We start from the raw sequence: 17,339 nt of genomic DNA on the forward strand, positions 1-17,339 counted from the left end.
CATCTTTTAAATACCATAATATTAAAATTTTCCATTTCCCTGCAAGTGCATCAATCGCTGTTTCTACTGGACATTTATCAATATTTATTTCAATTTTTTTTGTCATATTTTACTCCATAGTATCTTTTTAGGTAGTACATTTCTTTTTAGTAAGTTCTTGTCTTAATATATAATTTTAGCTAAACTTTTATTATAAAAACAAACAAAGGATTAATATGAAAGCATTTTTAGTTGAAAAAGTTGGAGATAGAGAGTTTGTATCAGGTATAAAAGAAGTGTCAACACCTAAATGTGGTGAAAATGAAGTGGTTATAAAGGTTTCTTATTCATCATTAAATTATAAAGATGCCTTAAGTTCAGTAGGAAATCCAGGAGTTACTAGAAACTTTCCTCATGTAACAGGTATTGATGTAGCAGGAACAATTCATGAATCTACTTCACATATATTTACAAAAGGTGAAAGAGTATTAGTAACTGGTTATGATATGGGAATGAATACAGATGGAGGACATGCACAGTTTGTAAAAGTTCCTGCTTCTTGGGTAGCTAGAATTCCTGATTCTATTACAGATAAAGAAATTATGACATTTGGAACAGCTGGATTAACAGCAGCATTAAGTGTTCAAGAGCTTTTATTAAATGGTGTAAAACCTGAAAATGGAGAGATTTTAGTAACAGGTGCAACAGGTGGTGTGGGTTCTATTGCTGTTTCTATTTTAAATAAAATCGGATATAAAGTAGTTGCCATTTCTGGGAAAGAAAATAAGATTGACTATTTAAAAAAGATTGGTGCAAGTGAAGTAATTTTAAGAGATACATTTAATGAAGAAGCAAAAAAACCAATGATGGGCGAAAAATATGCAGGTGTAATTGATACTGTTGGTGGTGAAATTTTAGCTAATGCATTAAAATATATTAAATATGATGGTGTTGCAACTTGTTGTGGACTAACATCTTCACATGAATTAAATACAAATGTTTTCCCTTTTATTTTAAGAGGTGTTCGATTAATTGGTATTGATTCTGTTGAGTGTAAGTTAGAGAAAAAACAAGCAGCATGGGAAAAAATAGCAAGTAAATGGAAAATTGATACTTTAAGTAGTATTACAAATGAAATTACTTTAGAAGAAGTAGCAAAAGCATATAATCAATTATTAGCAGGAAGTGCTGTAGGAAGATATGTAGTAAAAATTGCTTAATTAAAAACTTTTTAATAGATTAATTAGTTATAATAAACAAAATAATTAATTTATAGGAATAACTTATGCAACAATTTTTAGAGGAAGCTAAAAAAACAAGCAGAACTATTGCTAATCTAAGTACAAAAACAAAAACAAAAGTTTTACACGAAATGGCACAATCACTAATTGATCACTGTGATTATATAATTGACCATAATAATAAAGATATAAGCAATGCGAAAGCAAATAATTTAAGTGATGCCCTAGTTGATAGATTACTATTAACAGGGCAAAGAATCGTAGATATGGCAAATGCTATTAAAATAATTGCCAACCAAAAAGAACCAGTAGGGCGAATCCTTGATGGATGGGTAACAGAAGATGGGTTAAATATCCAAAAAGTTTCTGTTCCTATTGGAGTTATTGGAATCATCTATGAAAGTAGACCAAATGTTACATCTGACACAGCTGCTTTATGTTTTAAAAGTGGAAATGTTTGTGTTTTAAAAGGTGGTAAAGAAGCTGAGTACTCAAACAAAGCTATTGCTACAATTTTAAGACGTGTATTATCTAAAAACTCATTACCAGAACAAGCAATATCATTATTACCTGATTCATCAAGAGAGGGTGTTGCAAAACTAATTAAACAAGATAAATTTGTTGATTTAATTATCCCAAGAGGTGGTGAAGAACTTATTAAATATATCAGTCAAAACTCTTCAGTTCCAGTAATTAAACATGATAAAGGACTTTGTCATACTTATGTTGATAGAGATGCAGCTCATAATAAAATTATTGACATTGCAATAAATGCAAAATGTCAAAGACCTGGTGTTTGTAATGCTATGGAAACTCTTTTAGTTCATGCTGAAATTGCACCATATATTTTACCAGGACTATATGATGCATTTATCGATAAAAGAACTGTTTTAAAAGGTTGTGAAGAGACTGTAAAACATTTAGATATCCAATGTGCAACACATGAAGATTATGATACTGAATATCTTGCTAATATTTTAAATATTAAAATTGTAAAAGATGTAGATGAAGCTATTGCTCATATTGCAAAATATGGTTCAGGTCACTCAGAAGCAATTCTAAGTGAAAACTACACTACTGTAAATAAATTTTTAAATCAAGTTGATGCAGCTTGTGTTTATGCAAATGCAAGTACAAGATTTACAGATGGTGGTGCATTTGGATTAGGTGCAGAAGTTGGTATTTCTACAAATAAGTTACACTCAAGAGGTCCAATGGGAATTAATGATTTAACAACTTATAAATACAAAATTTATGGTCAAGGACAAACAAGATAATGTCAAAAAAAATATATTGTACAGCTTCTTTTAGAGCAAAAGAAGGAAAAGAAGAAGAGTTAATAAAAGTATTACAAGCATTAGAACCATTAACAAATAGAGAAGATGGTTGTATTCAATATATTGTTACAAAACATATAGAACATCCAAATGCCACAGGGAAATCATTTCCAATTATGTTTAATGAAATATGGGCATCAAAAGAAGATTTTGAATTACACTGTAATAAAGCCTATATAAGTGAATTTTTTCAAACTCAATGTTTAGATGAAAATGGCCTAGTTCAAGAGTATAATGTAACTGTATACACAGACGAAGTAAATTAAAAACTACTTCAAAATAACATCAAAATAATTTTAAACCATTGAATAAGTAGGTAATAAAATTCCTATTTATTCAATTAACTTCTTTTAGTAATAACTTGCTATCATTTTATATGAAAATAAAAAATAACCTAATATTCATACTATCATTTTTACTGTTTTTACTTATAATTAATTTTTTAAGTCATAAATATTTAATGAACAGTTTTTTAGATATAGAAAAATACAACAATAGTAAAAGCATACATAATATACTAAATACATTTGATGAACATTTAAAAAATATTAATCTTATAACAAAAGATTATGCACATTGGGATCAAACATATAATTTTGCTAAAGATATAGAAAATAATTTTTTATATGAGAATTTTAGGGAAGATTCTGCTACTTTAGAAAATTTAGACTTAGATTTTATTATTTTTACTAATGAAGATAACTCTATAAAATTTTCAGATTTCATAGGTGAATACCAAAAAACTACAAGTGATAATATTAAAAATAATATTCTTAAAGAGTTTAAAAATAAAGATGATTTTACAACTTTATATAAGTACAAAGAAAGTAAAGATAATTATATATATTTTTTAATCTCAAAAGCTAGAGTTGCAAATAGTGATAATACGAAAAAAACTAACTCTTTTATGTATATTGGAAAAGTGATAAATTTAGCATTTTTATCTAATATTGAAAAATCTTTTAATAAAATTGAAATAAGTAACAAAGAAGTAAATACAGATACTTATATTCAATCTAAATATTTAAAAAATATAAATATTGAAACTATAAATGAAGATGATTTATCTTTTAATACTTTAGCTTTTCATAATATGAAAAAAGAGTATGTATTTTCGATTATTACTCAAAAAAATAGAACCTTAGTGAAAAGAGGTAAAGATACTATTTTTGCGTATAATCTTGCAATTTCTGGCTTTTTATTTTTTATATTTATTTTAATTTATAGACACCAAATATTCTTACAAAATTACAGTAAACGCTTAGAAAGAAGTGTAGATAGAAAAACAAAACATTTAAAATCTACAAATGAAAAATTGCGTATTTTATCTCAAACTGATGAATTAACAAAAATAAATAATAGAAGAAACTTCTTTACATTAGGAATAAAAGCTTTAAAAAAATGTATTAATAAAAATCTGAATTTTTCTATTTTAATGCTTGATATTGATAATTTTAAAAAGATAAATGATACTTATGGTCATGCCATAGGCGATAAAATACTTATTCACCTTAGTCAAACAATAAGTGAGATATTAGATAAAAAGCATATTTTTGCAAGATTAGGTGGAGAAGAGTTTGCTATTATATTTATAGATATAAGTGATGAACAAGCCTATAGTATATCAGAAGAGATAAGAAAAACAATTGATGAATCTTTAGTAGAAATAGAAAATGATTCTTTAAGTTACACTATTAGTATAGGTCTTGCAAATAGAGATAATTATACTAATATAGATGAGATTCTAAATGAAGCCGATAGCTTATTATATTGTGCAAAAAATAGAGGTAAAAACCGTATTATCAGAAATAGAAATGAAAAATAACATTTCTATTTTAACTACCAATCAATACGGTTTTGTTCATCAATTTCATATCTAATAAATTTAGACATTTTTTTAATTTCTTCAACTGTATATTTATTCATTTGAAAATTCATAACTACTGATTTAATCTTTTTAGTTTTGTATGCTAAAAGAGATTTATAAATCTGCTTTTCACTCATATCACTTACAAGTCTATCTCCATTTGTTGACATTTGCCACTGTTTCCCATGACATTGATAACAATCTTTTACTAAATTTTTACTTTGTGTTTGCATATTTGTTTTTATATTCATATTTAAAACCAATACATCAAAACAAGTTAATCTTGATTGATAAGTTGATATTTTTGAACACTTTAAAAGTTCATCTTTTAAATCTAATTCAAAAGAGTATGAAGTAGAACAAAACAGTAAAAAAAGTAAAAGTTTTTTCATAATATTACCTTTGTGATAAAGCAAGTTTAATGCCTAGTGAGATTAGTACAAAAGAAGTAAGAATATTCATATATTTTACAATATTTGGATTTTCTAATAGTTTTGAGCTTAATAAATTTCCAGCAATTCCAATGCTTGAAAATACGATTATTGTCATTAACATAAAAATAGCTCCGAGAATAACCATTTGAAGAGGTATATTTCCAGCTTCAACACTTACAAATTGTGGTAGAAAAGCTAAAAAGAAAATTGATACTTTAGGATTTAAAATATTCATAATAAAACCTTTAATATATAACTTTTTTAGTTCACTACTTGAGTTTTGAACACTTAAATCTAAAGTTTCATTTCTATATTTAAAAGCTTGATATGCAATATAAAGCAAATAAGCAGCACCTGCAAACTTTACAATATTAAAAGCTAATTCAGATGTTTGAAAAATTACAGATATCCCAAATGCAGCAGCACTTGTATGAATTATAAGTCCAGAACAAAGCCCTAAAGTAGTTACGATTGCAGCCTTTTTACTTTTTGTCATACCTTGAGTTAATACATAGATATTATCAGGCCCTGGAGCTAAACATAATAAAAAAGAAGCTCCAATAAATATCATAAGTTGAGTTATTTCTATCAATATATATTCCTTAAAAAAATAATTATAACACAAATTTATTAAATTCGTTTTATCTAATTTGCCATACCACCAAATGAACACCATTACTTAATATACTTCTTAAATCAAGGAGTTATTATGCCATATGCAAAAAAAAGATATTTGACTTATATTTTTATTACACTGTTTACGTTTATTGTTCCATTTATTAAAATAAATGGTAACCACTTGTTGCTTTTATCATTTGATAAACTTCAATTTCATTTATTTGGTTTTGTATTTAATGTGAATGAGCTATATGTTATGCCATTTTTATTGATGTTTTTGTTTATTGGAATTTTTGCAGCAACAACTATATTTGGTAGGGTATGGTGTGGTTGGGCTTGTCCTCAAACAATATTTAGAGTTATATATAGGGATTTAATAGAGAGTACGATTTTAGATATTAGAAGAATTAAAAACAAACAAAAAGATATAGATTATTCAAAAACTTCTAATCAAATTAAAAAATATATTTCAATAATTTTATGGATAATAATTTCTTTGATAATTTCAACAAATTTCATGTGGTATTTTGTGCCTCCTGAAGATTTTTTTGCTTATATGCAAAACCCAATTGAACACTCATTTATGATTATTTTTATACTTACTGTTGCAATGTTTTTAGTATATGATATTGTATTTATGAAAGAGAATTTCTGTGTATATGTTTGTCCATATTCAAGAATTCAATCTGTTTTATATGATAATGATACAAAACAAGTTGTATATGATACTAATAGAGGTGGAAATGTTTATGAAAATAGAGAGAAATCGATATTTCATTTAAAAGAGTGGAAATCAAATGAAGAGTGTACAACTTGTGAAGCTTGTGTAAAAGTTTGTCCAACTCATATTGATATTAGAAAAGGTCTACAAGTTGAGTGTATTAACTGTTTAGAGTGTTCTGATGCTTGTTCTACTGTTATGGGAAAACTTGGTAAAAAATCACTTATAAACTGGGGAAGTACAAATAGTGTACTTAATAAATTAAATTCAACAATATTTACAAAACGAAATTTGATTTATTTTGCTTCTTTAATGATATGTGTTATTTTAGCTATTTCTTTTGCATCAAAAAAAGAGTACTTTTTACTTAATATAAATAAAACAACAAAACTTTATGAGATAAAAGAGAATAAATTAGTTCAAAATCACTATATATTAACATTCCATAATACTCAAGATAAAGATTATACTTATAATTTAAAACTAGAAGATAATGAGAACTTTGAGATTTTAAGATTTAAAGAGTTTAAATTAGAAGCTGGTAAAAAAATAAAAAAAGTACTAATTTTACAAACAAAAAAGAAGATGTTTTTATCTGATAAAAAAACAAGTGCTTTAAAAGTAAAAATTATATCTTTTGCAAAAGAAGATAAAAAAGTACAACTTTCAAGAGAATTATCGTTTCTTTATCCACGAAATGATTTAATCAAATAATTATATGGAGTTATCCTTTGATAACTCCACTTTAAGATATATATTTATTAATATCAACTTCATCTATTTGCTCAGGTTTTAAATAAGACCTAGCATAATCTAAATAAACACCACTTGTTAAAAAAAGTTTAAAAATATCTGCATCTATATGTTCATCTTTTACCATAAAACTCAATATTTTAATTGACTCAGATAGTTTTTTACCCTCTTTATATGGTCTATCAGAAGCACTTAAAGCTTCAAAAATATCAGCAACGGCCATAATTCTAGCAGGAATTGACATATCCTCTTTTTTTAATTGTCTTGGATATCCTGTTCCTATTAAAGTTTCATGATGTGCTCCTGCATATTCAGGAACTTTTTTTAGTTGTTTAGGAAAAGGTAGTTGTTCTAGCATTTTAATTGATAAGATTATATGCTCTTGAATTTTATATCTTTCCTCTTTTGTTAATGTTCCTCTTTCAACTGTTAAATTATAAATCTCACCAAGATTATATAAATGTTCTGGAACCTCTAATTTAAATCCTTGTTGTTCATACTCTTCTTTTGAAAAGTTAGTTCTAGGAATTATATGCTCATTTTTATTTGCAATAATATTTTCAATATTTGATTCTTTTGGTTTTGTTCTTAATAACTCTTCTCTTGAAAGACCAAGTTTATCATCAAAATGTCTTGTCCATTGACGTTTTGATATTTCATAAATTCTATCTTTACTTTCACTACTCATAAACTCAGTTCCAACATTTGAATTAGCAATAAATTCAAAATCATTTTTTAATTTATCATGTTCAACTCTTAGCCATATTTCTACTTCTTTTTTATCTTCATTATTATTGATTTTTTTTAAAGATTCAATAATTAAATCTCTATATACAACTTCAAATCTAGTTCTTATTTCATGAATTCTATTATATATAGTTTCAAGTTTTGTTGCTTTATCAACAACATATTCAGGAGTAGTAACCTTACCACAATCATGTAATAAAGCTGCGATTGTAATCTCTCTTAGTTCATCTTCATTATTGATTTTAAAATCTTTAAATGCCTCATTATCACATAAAGAAGCTTTTTTTGCTAACATAAGTGTTAATATAGGAACTCTATTACAGTGACCTCCTGTATATTCAGATTTTGCATCAATTGCACCTGCTATTACTTCAACAATTGAATCCATTAATTTTATTTGAGCTTCTTCATACTCTTTTATTGAACTTGACATAGAAACAAGAGATTTTGATAATTGGTGTATCTCTTTGATTCTTGTATTAACTTGTTTTACATCATCAAATTTTCTTTGTTTAATCTTTTCATTCTCAATTTCTAAATCATAAATAGGCTGTGTAATTAATCTAGTTGAAATCCATACAAAAGGCAAAATAATTGACATAAGAAGTATATTTAGAACTATTGAATAAAATATTTTTTCATTTGATGATTTCATTATTTCAGATTGAGGAATAAGAATAGATAAGTAACCTTGATATTCTGAATTTGAGTTTATACTAACACTTGATACAAAATACTCTTTATCATCAATTTTTAATATCTCACTTTTTTTATTTAGTGTTGATTCAAGAATATTTTCTAAATTTTTATGATAGTTTTTACTCTCTATATTTGAAGCAATAATTTTTTTATCTTCACCAAATAGATAAAATTGGCTACCTTTTATTCTTTCTTGTTTCTTTAAAAAATATGAAAAGTTCTGTAAAGAAATATCAAGTGCAATTACAGCTTTATTGTTTTTTAATTTCTTTGCATAAGTAATTCCATGATTATTGATATTTGAAAATAGATATGGTGAAGTCTTGATTATCTTAGAATCATTTTTATCTGCTTTGATATACCATGGTCTTATAGTTGGTCTATAAGTAGCCGTTGTTACTTCTTTTCTAAGAACTTTTAAGTCTTTATCTAAAAAGGTATCTTCTTTTATTCGTTTATTATTTTCTTTAAATATCTTTACAAGAAGCCATCTTTCATCCTTATTTACATCATATTTTCGTTTTAGTTTTTCATCAATATTTAGGTTTATTATTTCATAAAAATTATCATCATCATAACCTATATATAAAGAATATATAAAGTTTTTATTTTTTATTACTGTTGTAAACTTATTTATAATATCAGCTTCTTGGCTAATAGTAGGGTAGGTATCAATATCTTTTGAAAGTTCCAATAAAGATATTATATCGTGACTTATTTCATCAAATTTTTCAACATTTTCTTGCATTTTTTCTGATGTTTCATCTATAAGTTTTACAGTAGAAGAGTAAGCTAAATCTTTTGAAGAGTAATACTGTATAAATAATGAAATTGATGCAGTTGTTGCAATTAATAAAAAGATAACAAGTAAAATTGTGGGTCGTATTTTAATGTCATTAAAACTATTCATTCTATTTCCTAATGTATATAATAATATTATTATATACTAAATATAGAATTTTATATACTTTTGTCTATTTAAATTTTAATATTATCTAGAAATATCAGCTATAAATATTTTTCAATATAGATTGTAAACTCTGCACCATCTTTTGTATTATGCACATTTAATTTGCCTTCAAAACTCTCTTCAATTATCTGTTTTGCTAAAAATAGTCCAATACCTGAACCTTCTTTTTTAGTAGAAAAATAAGCATCAAATACTTTATCAATATTTTTATTTTTTATTCCACCAGCATTATCTTTAATAGAAATTATAACCTCAGCATCATTGGCTTTTACCTCTAAGAAAATAGATGGTTTTTCTATGTCTTTTAGTGCATCATTCGCATTTGATAATATTGCTAAAACTACTTGTGATAGTTCATTTTTAATACCATATACTTTTACCTCATCATTTGTAGCAAATTCAAAAACTAAGTCAATATTTCTTTTTTTTAAATCAGCACTTAAAATTGTAAGGCTATTTTGTATTGCTTCTTTTACACTAAACTCTTCTTTTTGTTTTGATGGTGTATAAAACTCTTTAAAATCATCTATTGTTTTAGATAAAAACTGTAATTGTTCATTTGCTTGAGATACTTTTTTATTAAAATACTTTTCATCTAGTTTTTGATTTTCATATCGTTTTTTTATATTCATTAGTATATATGAGAGATTATTTAAAGGTTGTCTAAATTGATGTGTAATATTTCCAATCATTTCACCACTTTTGGCTAACTTTGATTGTTGAACTAACATACTCTCATAATTCTTTTGTTCTTTTTGTAAGTTATTATACTTATATGATATTGATATAGTAAATAGTATAGCTTCTATTGCAAAAGCTATTAATACTATATCCATATAACCTTGTGCAAAGTAATACTCTTTGAAATCTAAAACAAATAAAACAAAACATAATACCGACCAGCCAATAACATAAACAATAGTAGGTTTAAATCCTTGTTTTAAATTAAATATAACAGATACAAATAAAATGGCATAAATAATAGTATATGGTAAATACTCAAAAAGCAAATAATGATAGAAGGCAGTTAATATTACTATATTTAATAAAGCAGTATTTATTAACAACTCTTTATAGTTTGATATTACAGGGAAGAACTTTCCTTCATAAAAAGCAATAGCAAAAACAAGAGCAGATAAACTTGCAAAAATCAAAGCTAACTCTTGAAAGAAAAAAGAGAAATCAAATAGTTTACTATATATAACAATAAAGCATAAAGAGAATATCTGCATTAAACAATAAGATATATATATAATCTCTTTTGAGTATATATATCTAATAAACGTATATACTATAGTCATAATCAAAATACCAAAAGTTATTCCAAATGACAAAATAGTATTTAAATCATACATTGATTTTATATCCCATTCCTGATAGATTTGATATAAGCTCATTTGGAAGTTTTGATTTAGTATTTTTAATTACAGTTTTTAGTGCATCTTTACTCATAACGCCATGGCTCCATACAAAGTTTTCTATCTCTTCATATGTTACATATCTATCTTTATTTTTTATTAGTAGTGTTAATAGCAATAACTCTTTTGCTCTTAGTTTAACTATTTGTTCATCTACTACTAAAGTTTGATTAAACATATCAAAGTATGAGTTTGTATCTAGTTGTACTATATTTGATATATCATTTTTTAAACTATGTATACATAAACTTATAGCTTCATCTAAATCTTTCTCATTTACTGGTTTTATTAGATACTTCACAAGTTTAAGCTCAATGGCTTTTAATAAGTAATCTTTATCAGAAAATGCACTTATAACAATAACTTGTGTTTTGTCATCATTTTTTCTTATTCTTTGGACAAACTCTAAGCCATTTAATTTAGGCATTTGTATATCTGTTATTATAATATCTGGTTTATGTTTCTCATATAACTGTAATGCAAGTATTGCATCACTTGCTTCATATATATGCTCAAAATAGTTTTCTAAATATTCTACACCATTCTCACGTGCAATATCATCATCTTCGACATATAGTATTTTTATATTTTTATTTGATTCTTTTAGCATTACATATTATAACTAATTTTCTTTATGATAAAATCCCAATAATAAATATGGGCAAAGGTTATAATTTGAGAGAATATAAATCAAAATCAACAGAAATAATTGTAACAACAACTATAGATACTCCACTTGGAGAAATGTTTGCAGCAGCTTCAAAAAAAGGTATTGTAATGTTATGTTATTTTACACCTTTTAATATAGAAGCAAAAATAGATATTCTAAGAAAAAGTTTTGATGCTGATGTTATTCCATCAAATAGTGAATACTTTAATATGCTAAGATTGCAATTAGATGAATACTTTAAAAAACAAAGAACTACTTTTGAACTTCCTATGCAGTTTGTAGGTACATCTTTTCAAGTAAAAGTATGGAAAGAGTTAATGCTAATTCCATATGGTAAAACATTAACACTAGATGAATTAGCTTCTAAAATACCTGAGTTAAAATCTTCAAAAGGTTTAGAGAGTCCTTGTGCTCAAAATATGTTAAATATTATAGTTCCATGTCATAGAGTTACCAAAAATGATGGTAGTTTTAATATCTATGCAGGTGGAGATGAAAAAAAAGAGTTTTTAATTAACTTAGAAAAAGAGTAAGATTGATAGAGAAAGCTATATTTAGACAATACGATATAAGAGGTATTGTAAATAAAGAATTAAACGAAGAAAATACAAAACTTATAGGTTACTACTTAGGTTTAGAAGTAAAAAAAAGAACAATACAAACTCCATATATAGTTGTAGGTTTTGATATTAGAACACATTCACAAATGTTATTTAAAGCATTAATTTCAGGTCTTAATGAATCTGGCTGTATTGTATTAAATATTGGACTTGTAGCAACAGGAGTTAACTACTTTGCTTCATATCAAGAGTTTGATATAGATGGAGAGAAAATTAAGCCAAATGCATCTGTTATGATTACAGGTAGTCATAATGCAAAACAGTATAATGGTTTTAAAACTACTATAAACAACGACCCATATTTTGCAGATGACTTAATCACTTTATATAACACTATCAAAGAAAATCAAGATATACAAATCAAAGATAATCATAATTTTATAGAAATAGATGCAAAAACATTATATATAGACTATATGGTAAATCAATTCTCACACTTAAAGAATTTAAAACATAAGTTTGCAATTGATTGTGGAAATGGTGTTGCAGATACTGTTATTACAGATATTTTAGATGCTCTAAATTTAGATTATAAAGCCTTATATACACAAGCAAATGGAGACTTTCCAAATCATCATCCAGATCCAAGTAATGAAAAAAACTTACATGATTTAAAAAACTTATTAGTAGATGATTGTTTTTATGGTTTTGCTTATGATGGTGATGCTGATAGAATTGCTGTATTAACACAAGAGCATAATATAAAAGGTGATATTTTAGCCTTACTGTTTTCAAAGACTATGAAAAACCCTGTAATCATAGGTGAGGTTACATACTCTCAAAATGTGTTTGATGAGATTAATACTCATGGAACTACTATTATGGATAAAACAGGTTATTCAAACCTAAGATTAAAACTAAAAGAGTTAAATGCTGATTTAGCTGCTGAGGTTTCAGGACATATTTTTTTTAATGATAGGTATTATGGATATGATGATGCTATATATGCAACACTTAGAGTTTTAGAACTAATTTATAATGGAATGAATTTAGATGAAGAGATAAATAAACTTCCAAAAAGTTATACAAGTGAAAATATAGAAATAGCAGTGAATGAAGAGTATAAATTCTCTTTAATGAAAAAAATAAAAGAATTAATCACAAAAACACAAAGAGGTTTTCCAATTATTAAAGAGATAATTGAAGTTGATGGAATAAGAATCATATTTGAAAATGGTTGGGCAATAATACGTGCATCAAATACAAATGCAATATTACTTACAAAATATGAAGCAACAACACAAGCAACTGCTTTAACATATAAAAAAGCTTGTGAAAATCTAATACAAAAGGCAAAAGATGAACTTAATATCACTTCAAATGAAAACAAGTGAAAACTTTGAAGAAAACTTAGAACACTTAAAAAAACTTATTTTACAATGTGAAGATAACTCAATCATATTAGCCCCTGAAATTGCTCTTAGTGGTTTTTGTTATGATAGAATGCAAGAAGCTTCTACTTTTGCTTTAAAAGCAATACCACAGCTTCAAGAACTTGCTATTAATAAAACAATTGCTTTAACAATAATTACAAAAGAAAATGATAAATATTTTAATACTCTTTATATTTTCAATAATCAAAAAATTATTCATAATCAATCAAAAGTACAACTATTTCCATTAGGAAATGAATTAGAACATTTTCATGCAGGAAATGAAGAAGATATAAAAATCATAGAAATAGATGGTTTAAAAATTGCAACATTAATTTGTTTTGAATTAAGATTTCCAAAACTTTGGCAAAAGGTATTAGGTGCAGATATTGTTTTAAATCCTGCAATGTGGGGATTAAAAAGAAAAGATCATTATGAAACTATTTCAAAATCACTTGCTTTAGTAAATCAATGTTTTGTAATAGCATCAAATAGTGCAAATGATAATATGGCAAAAGGAAGTGCTATTATTTCTCCTTTTGGAAATGTTTATAAAGATGATAATAAAGAGATTTTATCTCAAAAAGTTGATTTAGAAGAGATAAAAAAAGTTAGAAAATATATCAATATAGGATTAGATAAATAATGAAAGAAACAAAATCAATAATCTTTGTATGCTTAGGTAATATTTGCAGGTCTCCAATAGCTCAAGGAGTTGCACAAAAGTATATAGATGAAAAGAAACTAGATATTATAGTAGATAGTGCAGGAACAGGTGATTGGCATGTAGGAGAAGCTCCATGTCCTCATTCTGTTAAAGTTGCACAAATGAATAACGTAGATATTTCAAATCAAAAAGCAAGACAAGTTACAAAAGAGGATTTTACAAAATATGATTTAGTTGTAGCACTTGATGATTCAAATATAGCTAATCTTAAAAAACTTGGGGCTACAAATATTTTAAAACTTGGAACTTTTGGATATGAGGGAACAGATGTTCCTGACCCATATTTTTTTGATGGCTTTGAAGGTTTTGATAAAGTCTTTGAAATGATTGATACTTGTGTAAAAAATTTAATAGATAAGAAGTTAGTTTAACTTCTTATTTTCTAAAGTAATAGTTGCTCTTGGTTCATCAATATAATAACCTTGAGCATAATCTATATCTAACTCTTTCATTTTTTCAAAAATATCTTCATTTGATACAAACTCAGCAATAGTTTTAAAACCTTGTCTTTTTGCAAAATCTACGATTGTTCTTACAATTTCTTCAGAGTTTTTATTTACTAAAATATCTTTTATCATTGATCCATCAATTTTTATATATGAAACATTTAATTTTATTAAATATTCAAAGTTTGAATATCCTGTTCCAAAATCATCAATAGCAATTCTACAACCTAAATCTTTTACCTTATCTATAAAACTATTTACTTCATCAAAGTTATTAATACCCTCTGATTCTACAAGTTCAAATACAACTTTATGAGCATTATTATACTTCTTTAATTGTTCGATAATAAAGTTAGATAAAGTTTTAGATGTAATATCTTCTATTGTTAAGTTAATTGAAAACTCTTTATCTATATCTTTAAAATACTCAAATGACGTCTCAATAACTTTTTTTGTTAATTGTAAATATTGCTTAGATTTTTTTGCAATATCTAGGAAAAAATACGGAGAAATCGCTGTATTATTTTCATCTATTAATCTAATTAAACACTCATACTTTTCAATTTCTTTAGTTTTAAGATTATAAATTGGTTGATAAAAAGGAACAAATCTATCTTCTTCTAAAGCTTTTTTGATTTTAAATGTCCATTCAATATTTTTTTCATATACCTTCTCAAGATTCATAGTTTTATCATAAACTACAATCTCATGTCTTGATTTTGATAACTTCTTAACCATACTTGCACTTGCAATTAAGTTATCTTTGTTTTCATACGAAATACTTACAGATACTTTTACAAAAATCTCTTTTTTTGCAATTAAAAAAGGATGTGAAGATAAATCGTTTGATATAGCTGTAAGGCATTTTACAAATTCATCTTTATTCTCTTTATCACATAAAATTGCAAACTCATCAGAATATAATCTGTAAAATGAGTATTTAGCAGAAGGCAATAAGTTTTTTATTCTTTTACTAATAAGTTTTAAAATTCTATCACCTACAACATGACCATAGAAATCATTGATTTGACTAAAACTATTAATATTTAATAAAGCAAAATAAGGTTTCTTAGACTTTTTAATATCTTCTAATAATTTAAATCTATTTCCCTCTTTTGTAAGATAATCTTCTCTTAAAATCTTTTCAAGAACCTTTGTTTTTTCAACTAACTCAGTAACATCATGTCTAATAGCAATATACTCAACAATATTGCCTTTTTTATCTAAAATAGGAAGAATAGTAATATTAATATGATAAAGTTCACCATTCTTTTTTCTATTTACTAAAATACCTTTCCAAGTACCTTTGTTTTTGATTGTTCTCCATAACTCTTCAAACTTTTCATTTGATGTTTCACCTCTTAGTATATTATGAGGTTTACCCATTACTTCTGCTCTTGTATATAAAGATATTTCACAGAACTTATCATTTACATAAGTAATATTTCCAGCTAAGTCTGATTTCGAAACAATATTACTTTCATCCATTGCTTTTTTATATTGGTCTAAAGCAAAATCTGATTCTTCAACTCTTTCATTGGCTTTTACAAGTCTACTTACCATACTAGCAGGAATACCACCTAGGAAAAATGCTAAAGGAATTGCAATCACTAAAATTATAAGTAATTCATAAAATAAGTAATTATTAGTTCTATTATCAAAAGGTACTAAACTCTTTTTAAAAGGCTCAAGAACAATAATTAAACCCTCAGGTGTTAAGACACTTTTACTAATATTCTTTGAGAATATTCTATCATCTTGAAATTTTTCTAAAGAAAGCACACTATTAGAAAAGCTTGGTTGATACTCTTTAAAGTTAAGTTTCTTATCTAGATACTTACTCCAATTTAAATTTTGTTTATCTTGATTTTTTGAACTTATTATAAAATTACCAGCTTTATCAATTAATGATATTTTAAATTCATTAGAGCTTATAATTGAGTTTAGGAACTCCTTTGTTGATATATTTAAAATTAATATACCTTCAAATTTATTATCTTTATAAATAGGAGTCGATAATCTAAGAGTAGGTTGGATAGGCTTTTCTATCTTTTTATTTTCAATATTTAAATCTAAAGATGACACCCATATATTATTTTGTGGTATTTGCTTTGTTTCTTTAAAATAGTACCTATCTTCTTTATTCTGTAAATCTTCATCTAAAGTAAATTTTTCTATTTTTGTATTTTTATCTCTATATATTTTAATATTTTCAATACCATCTTTAGAAATAAATCTTAATTGCATTAAACTATTATCTGATTCAAAAATAACTCTAAATAAATCTTTTGTATTAGACTTATTTTTAATAATTGTTTTATCTTCTAAATATTCATTAAAGATTGTACTATCTTTTAAAATATTTAAATATTTTGATTTTTCTTTTATAAAGTTTGAAAATTCTAATTCTTTTTTATTTATTTCTTTTGATGCTAAGTTATATCTATCTTCTATAATCGATTTATTATGAAAATAATTGTTTGTAAAATAGGTCAAAACAGCAATTAGCAAACCAAAAAAAGATAGTATTAATGAGAGTGAAATTTTTGTTTGTAAGCTATTCAATATATATATCCTATTTAATTTTATTATTAGTCAAATATAATATCATATTCTAATGTATTTAATAGTTATTTTTCTATAAATTAAAAGCTTTTTAATGATTTTTTACAAGCTATTTAATTTTGAATAAAGAAAAATTAAAAATCCTCAATTCTTG

At 25.3% G+C, this 17,339-nt stretch carries 15 protein-coding genes; 9 read left to right on the top strand and 6 right to left on the bottom strand.

Features of this window, described 5'->3' with window-relative positions:
• Positions 1-215: 215 nt before the first annotated feature.
• The 4 genes from ACERKK_RS01925 (at position 216) to ACERKK_RS01940 (ending at position 4,382) form a co-directional block, all read left to right on the top strand.
• Positions 216-1,199, top strand: coding sequence for a YhdH/YhfP family quinone oxidoreductase (locus ACERKK_RS01925; protein WP_373771385.1), 984 nt, complete (start codon positions 216-218; stop codon positions 1,197-1,199).
• Between the two features lie 65 nt (positions 1,200-1,264).
• Positions 1,265-2,497 carry a glutamate-5-semialdehyde dehydrogenase gene (locus ACERKK_RS01930; protein WP_373771386.1) on the top strand — a complete coding sequence of 411 codons (1,233 nt, stop codon included), beginning with the start codon at positions 1,265-1,267 and terminating at the stop codon, positions 2,495-2,497.
• On the top strand, positions 2,497-2,823 hold the full coding sequence (locus ACERKK_RS01935; RefSeq protein WP_373771387.1) for a putative quinol monooxygenase: 327 nt from the start codon (positions 2,497-2,499) through the stop codon (positions 2,821-2,823). Before ACERKK_RS01930 ends, ACERKK_RS01935 begins: the two co-directional genes overlap by 1 nt.
• Positions 2,824-3,017: 194 nt before the next feature.
• On the top strand, positions 3,018-4,382 hold the full coding sequence (locus tag ACERKK_RS01940; RefSeq protein ID WP_373771388.1) for a diguanylate cyclase: 1,365 nt from the start codon (positions 3,018-3,020) through the stop codon (positions 4,380-4,382).
• A 14-nt stretch (positions 4,383-4,396) separates the two neighbouring features.
• Here the strand turns inward: ACERKK_RS01940 and ACERKK_RS01945 are convergent, their stop codons facing one another.
• Together ACERKK_RS01945 and ACERKK_RS01950 are read right to left on the bottom strand one after the other, a co-directional pair.
• Positions 4,397-4,816 carry a cytochrome c gene (locus ACERKK_RS01945; RefSeq protein WP_373771389.1) on the bottom strand — a complete coding sequence of 140 codons (420 nt, stop codon included), beginning with the start codon at positions 4,814-4,816 and terminating at the stop codon, positions 4,397-4,399.
• A gap of 4 nt (positions 4,817-4,820) precedes the next feature.
• Positions 4,821-5,450 (bottom strand): LysE family translocator, encoded by a 630-nt coding sequence (locus ACERKK_RS01950; protein ID WP_373771390.1) that lies wholly within the window; start codon positions 5,448-5,450, stop codon positions 4,821-4,823.
• A 117-nt stretch (positions 5,451-5,567) separates the two neighbouring features.
• Here ACERKK_RS01950 and ccoG point away from each other — a divergent pair, with 117 nt between their 5' ends.
• Positions 5,568-6,911, top strand: coding sequence for a cytochrome c oxidase accessory protein CcoG (ccoG, locus tag ACERKK_RS01955; RefSeq protein ID WP_373771391.1), 1,344 nt, complete (start codon positions 5,568-5,570; stop codon positions 6,909-6,911).
• Positions 6,912-6,942: 31 nt separating this feature from the next.
• On the opposite strand, the gene ACERKK_RS01960 is transcribed toward ccoG, so the two are convergent.
• The 3 genes from ACERKK_RS01960 to ACERKK_RS01970 all read right to left on the bottom strand — a co-directional run bounded on the left by ACERKK_RS01960 (position 6,943) and on the right by ACERKK_RS01970 (position 11,394).
• On the bottom strand, positions 6,943-9,306 hold the full coding sequence (locus tag ACERKK_RS01960) for an HD domain-containing phosphohydrolase (protein ID WP_373771392.1): 2,364 nt from the start codon (positions 9,304-9,306) through the stop codon (positions 6,943-6,945).
• Positions 9,307-9,404: 98 nt separating this feature from the next.
• Positions 9,405-10,763, bottom strand: a complete 1,359-nt coding sequence (locus ACERKK_RS01965) for an ATP-binding protein (RefSeq protein WP_373771393.1) — start codon at positions 10,761-10,763, stop codon at positions 9,405-9,407.
• A complete protein-coding gene (locus ACERKK_RS01970; protein ID WP_373771394.1) occupies positions 10,714-11,394 on the bottom strand; it encodes a response regulator in 681 nt (226 codons plus the stop codon). Before ACERKK_RS01970 ends, ACERKK_RS01965 begins: the two co-directional genes overlap by 50 nt.
• Positions 11,395-11,459: 65 nt before the next feature.
• Between ACERKK_RS01970 and ACERKK_RS01975 the strand changes: the two genes are divergently transcribed.
• From ACERKK_RS01975 to ACERKK_RS01990, 4 genes are read left to right on the top strand one after another with little or no spacing between them, the layout of a single operon-like run.
• Positions 11,460-11,987: a methylated-DNA--[protein]-cysteine S-methyltransferase gene (locus ACERKK_RS01975; protein WP_373771395.1), complete on the top strand. Its 528-nt coding sequence runs from the start codon at positions 11,460-11,462 to the stop codon at positions 11,985-11,987.
• A 2-nt stretch (positions 11,988-11,989) separates the two neighbouring features.
• Positions 11,990-13,408 (top strand): phosphomannomutase/phosphoglucomutase, encoded by a 1,419-nt coding sequence (locus ACERKK_RS01980; protein ID WP_373771396.1) that lies wholly within the window; start codon positions 11,990-11,992, stop codon positions 13,406-13,408.
• Positions 13,374-14,093 (top strand): carbon-nitrogen hydrolase family protein, encoded by a 720-nt coding sequence (locus tag ACERKK_RS01985; protein ID WP_373771397.1) that lies wholly within the window; start codon positions 13,374-13,376, stop codon positions 14,091-14,093. The genes ACERKK_RS01980 and ACERKK_RS01985 overlap by 35 nt, the downstream gene beginning before the upstream one ends.
• Positions 14,093-14,545, top strand: coding sequence for a low molecular weight protein-tyrosine-phosphatase (locus tag ACERKK_RS01990; protein WP_373771398.1), 453 nt, complete (start codon positions 14,093-14,095; stop codon positions 14,543-14,545). Before ACERKK_RS01985 ends, ACERKK_RS01990 begins: the two co-directional genes overlap by 1 nt.
• Here ACERKK_RS01990 and ACERKK_RS01995 read toward each other — a convergent pair.
• Positions 14,537-17,185, bottom strand: coding sequence for an EAL domain-containing protein (locus ACERKK_RS01995; RefSeq protein ID WP_373771399.1), 2,649 nt, complete (start codon positions 17,183-17,185; stop codon positions 14,537-14,539). The two genes, ACERKK_RS01990 and ACERKK_RS01995, sit on opposite strands and share 9 nt — an antisense overlap.
• Between the last annotated feature and the right edge of the window lie 154 nt (positions 17,186-17,339).

The sequence above is a fragment of the Poseidonibacter sp. genome (assembly GCF_041821165.1).
Classification (GTDB): domain Bacteria; phylum Campylobacterota; class Campylobacteria; order Campylobacterales; family Arcobacteraceae; genus Poseidonibacter.

Excerpts from the sequence above, each read along its gene's own strand:
- ACERKK_RS01925 (WP_373771385.1), top strand. The coding sequence starts at position 216 with ATGAAAGCATTTTTAGTTGAAAAAGTTGGAGATAGAGAGTTTGTATCA.
- ACERKK_RS01930 (WP_373771386.1), top strand. The coding sequence starts at position 1,265 with ATGCAACAATTTTTAGAGGAAGCTAAAAAAACAAGCAGAACTATTGCT.
- ACERKK_RS01935 (WP_373771387.1), top strand. The coding sequence starts at position 2,497 with ATGTCAAAAAAAATATATTGTACAGCTTCTTTTAGAGCAAAAGAAGGA.
- ACERKK_RS01940 (WP_373771388.1), top strand. The coding sequence starts at position 3,018 with ATGAACAGTTTTTTAGATATAGAAAAATACAACAATAGTAAAAGCATA.
- ACERKK_RS01945 (WP_373771389.1), bottom strand. The coding sequence starts at position 4,816 with ATGAAAAAACTTTTACTTTTTTTACTGTTTTGTTCTACTTCATACTCT.
- ccoG (WP_373771391.1), top strand. The coding sequence starts at position 5,568 with ATGCCATATGCAAAAAAAAGATATTTGACTTATATTTTTATTACACTG.
- ACERKK_RS01960 (WP_373771392.1), bottom strand. The coding sequence starts at position 9,306 with ATGAATAGTTTTAATGACATTAAAATACGACCCACAATTTTACTTGTT.
- ACERKK_RS01965 (WP_373771393.1), bottom strand. The coding sequence starts at position 10,763 with ATGAGCTTATATCAAATCTATCAGGAATGGGATATAAAATCAATGTAT.
- ACERKK_RS01970 (WP_373771394.1), bottom strand. The coding sequence starts at position 11,394 with ATGCTAAAAGAATCAAATAAAAATATAAAAATACTATATGTCGAAGAT.
- ACERKK_RS01985 (WP_373771397.1), top strand. The coding sequence starts at position 13,374 with ATGAACTTAATATCACTTCAAATGAAAACAAGTGAAAACTTTGAAGAA.
- ACERKK_RS01990 (WP_373771398.1), top strand. The coding sequence starts at position 14,093 with ATGAAAGAAACAAAATCAATAATCTTTGTATGCTTAGGTAATATTTGC.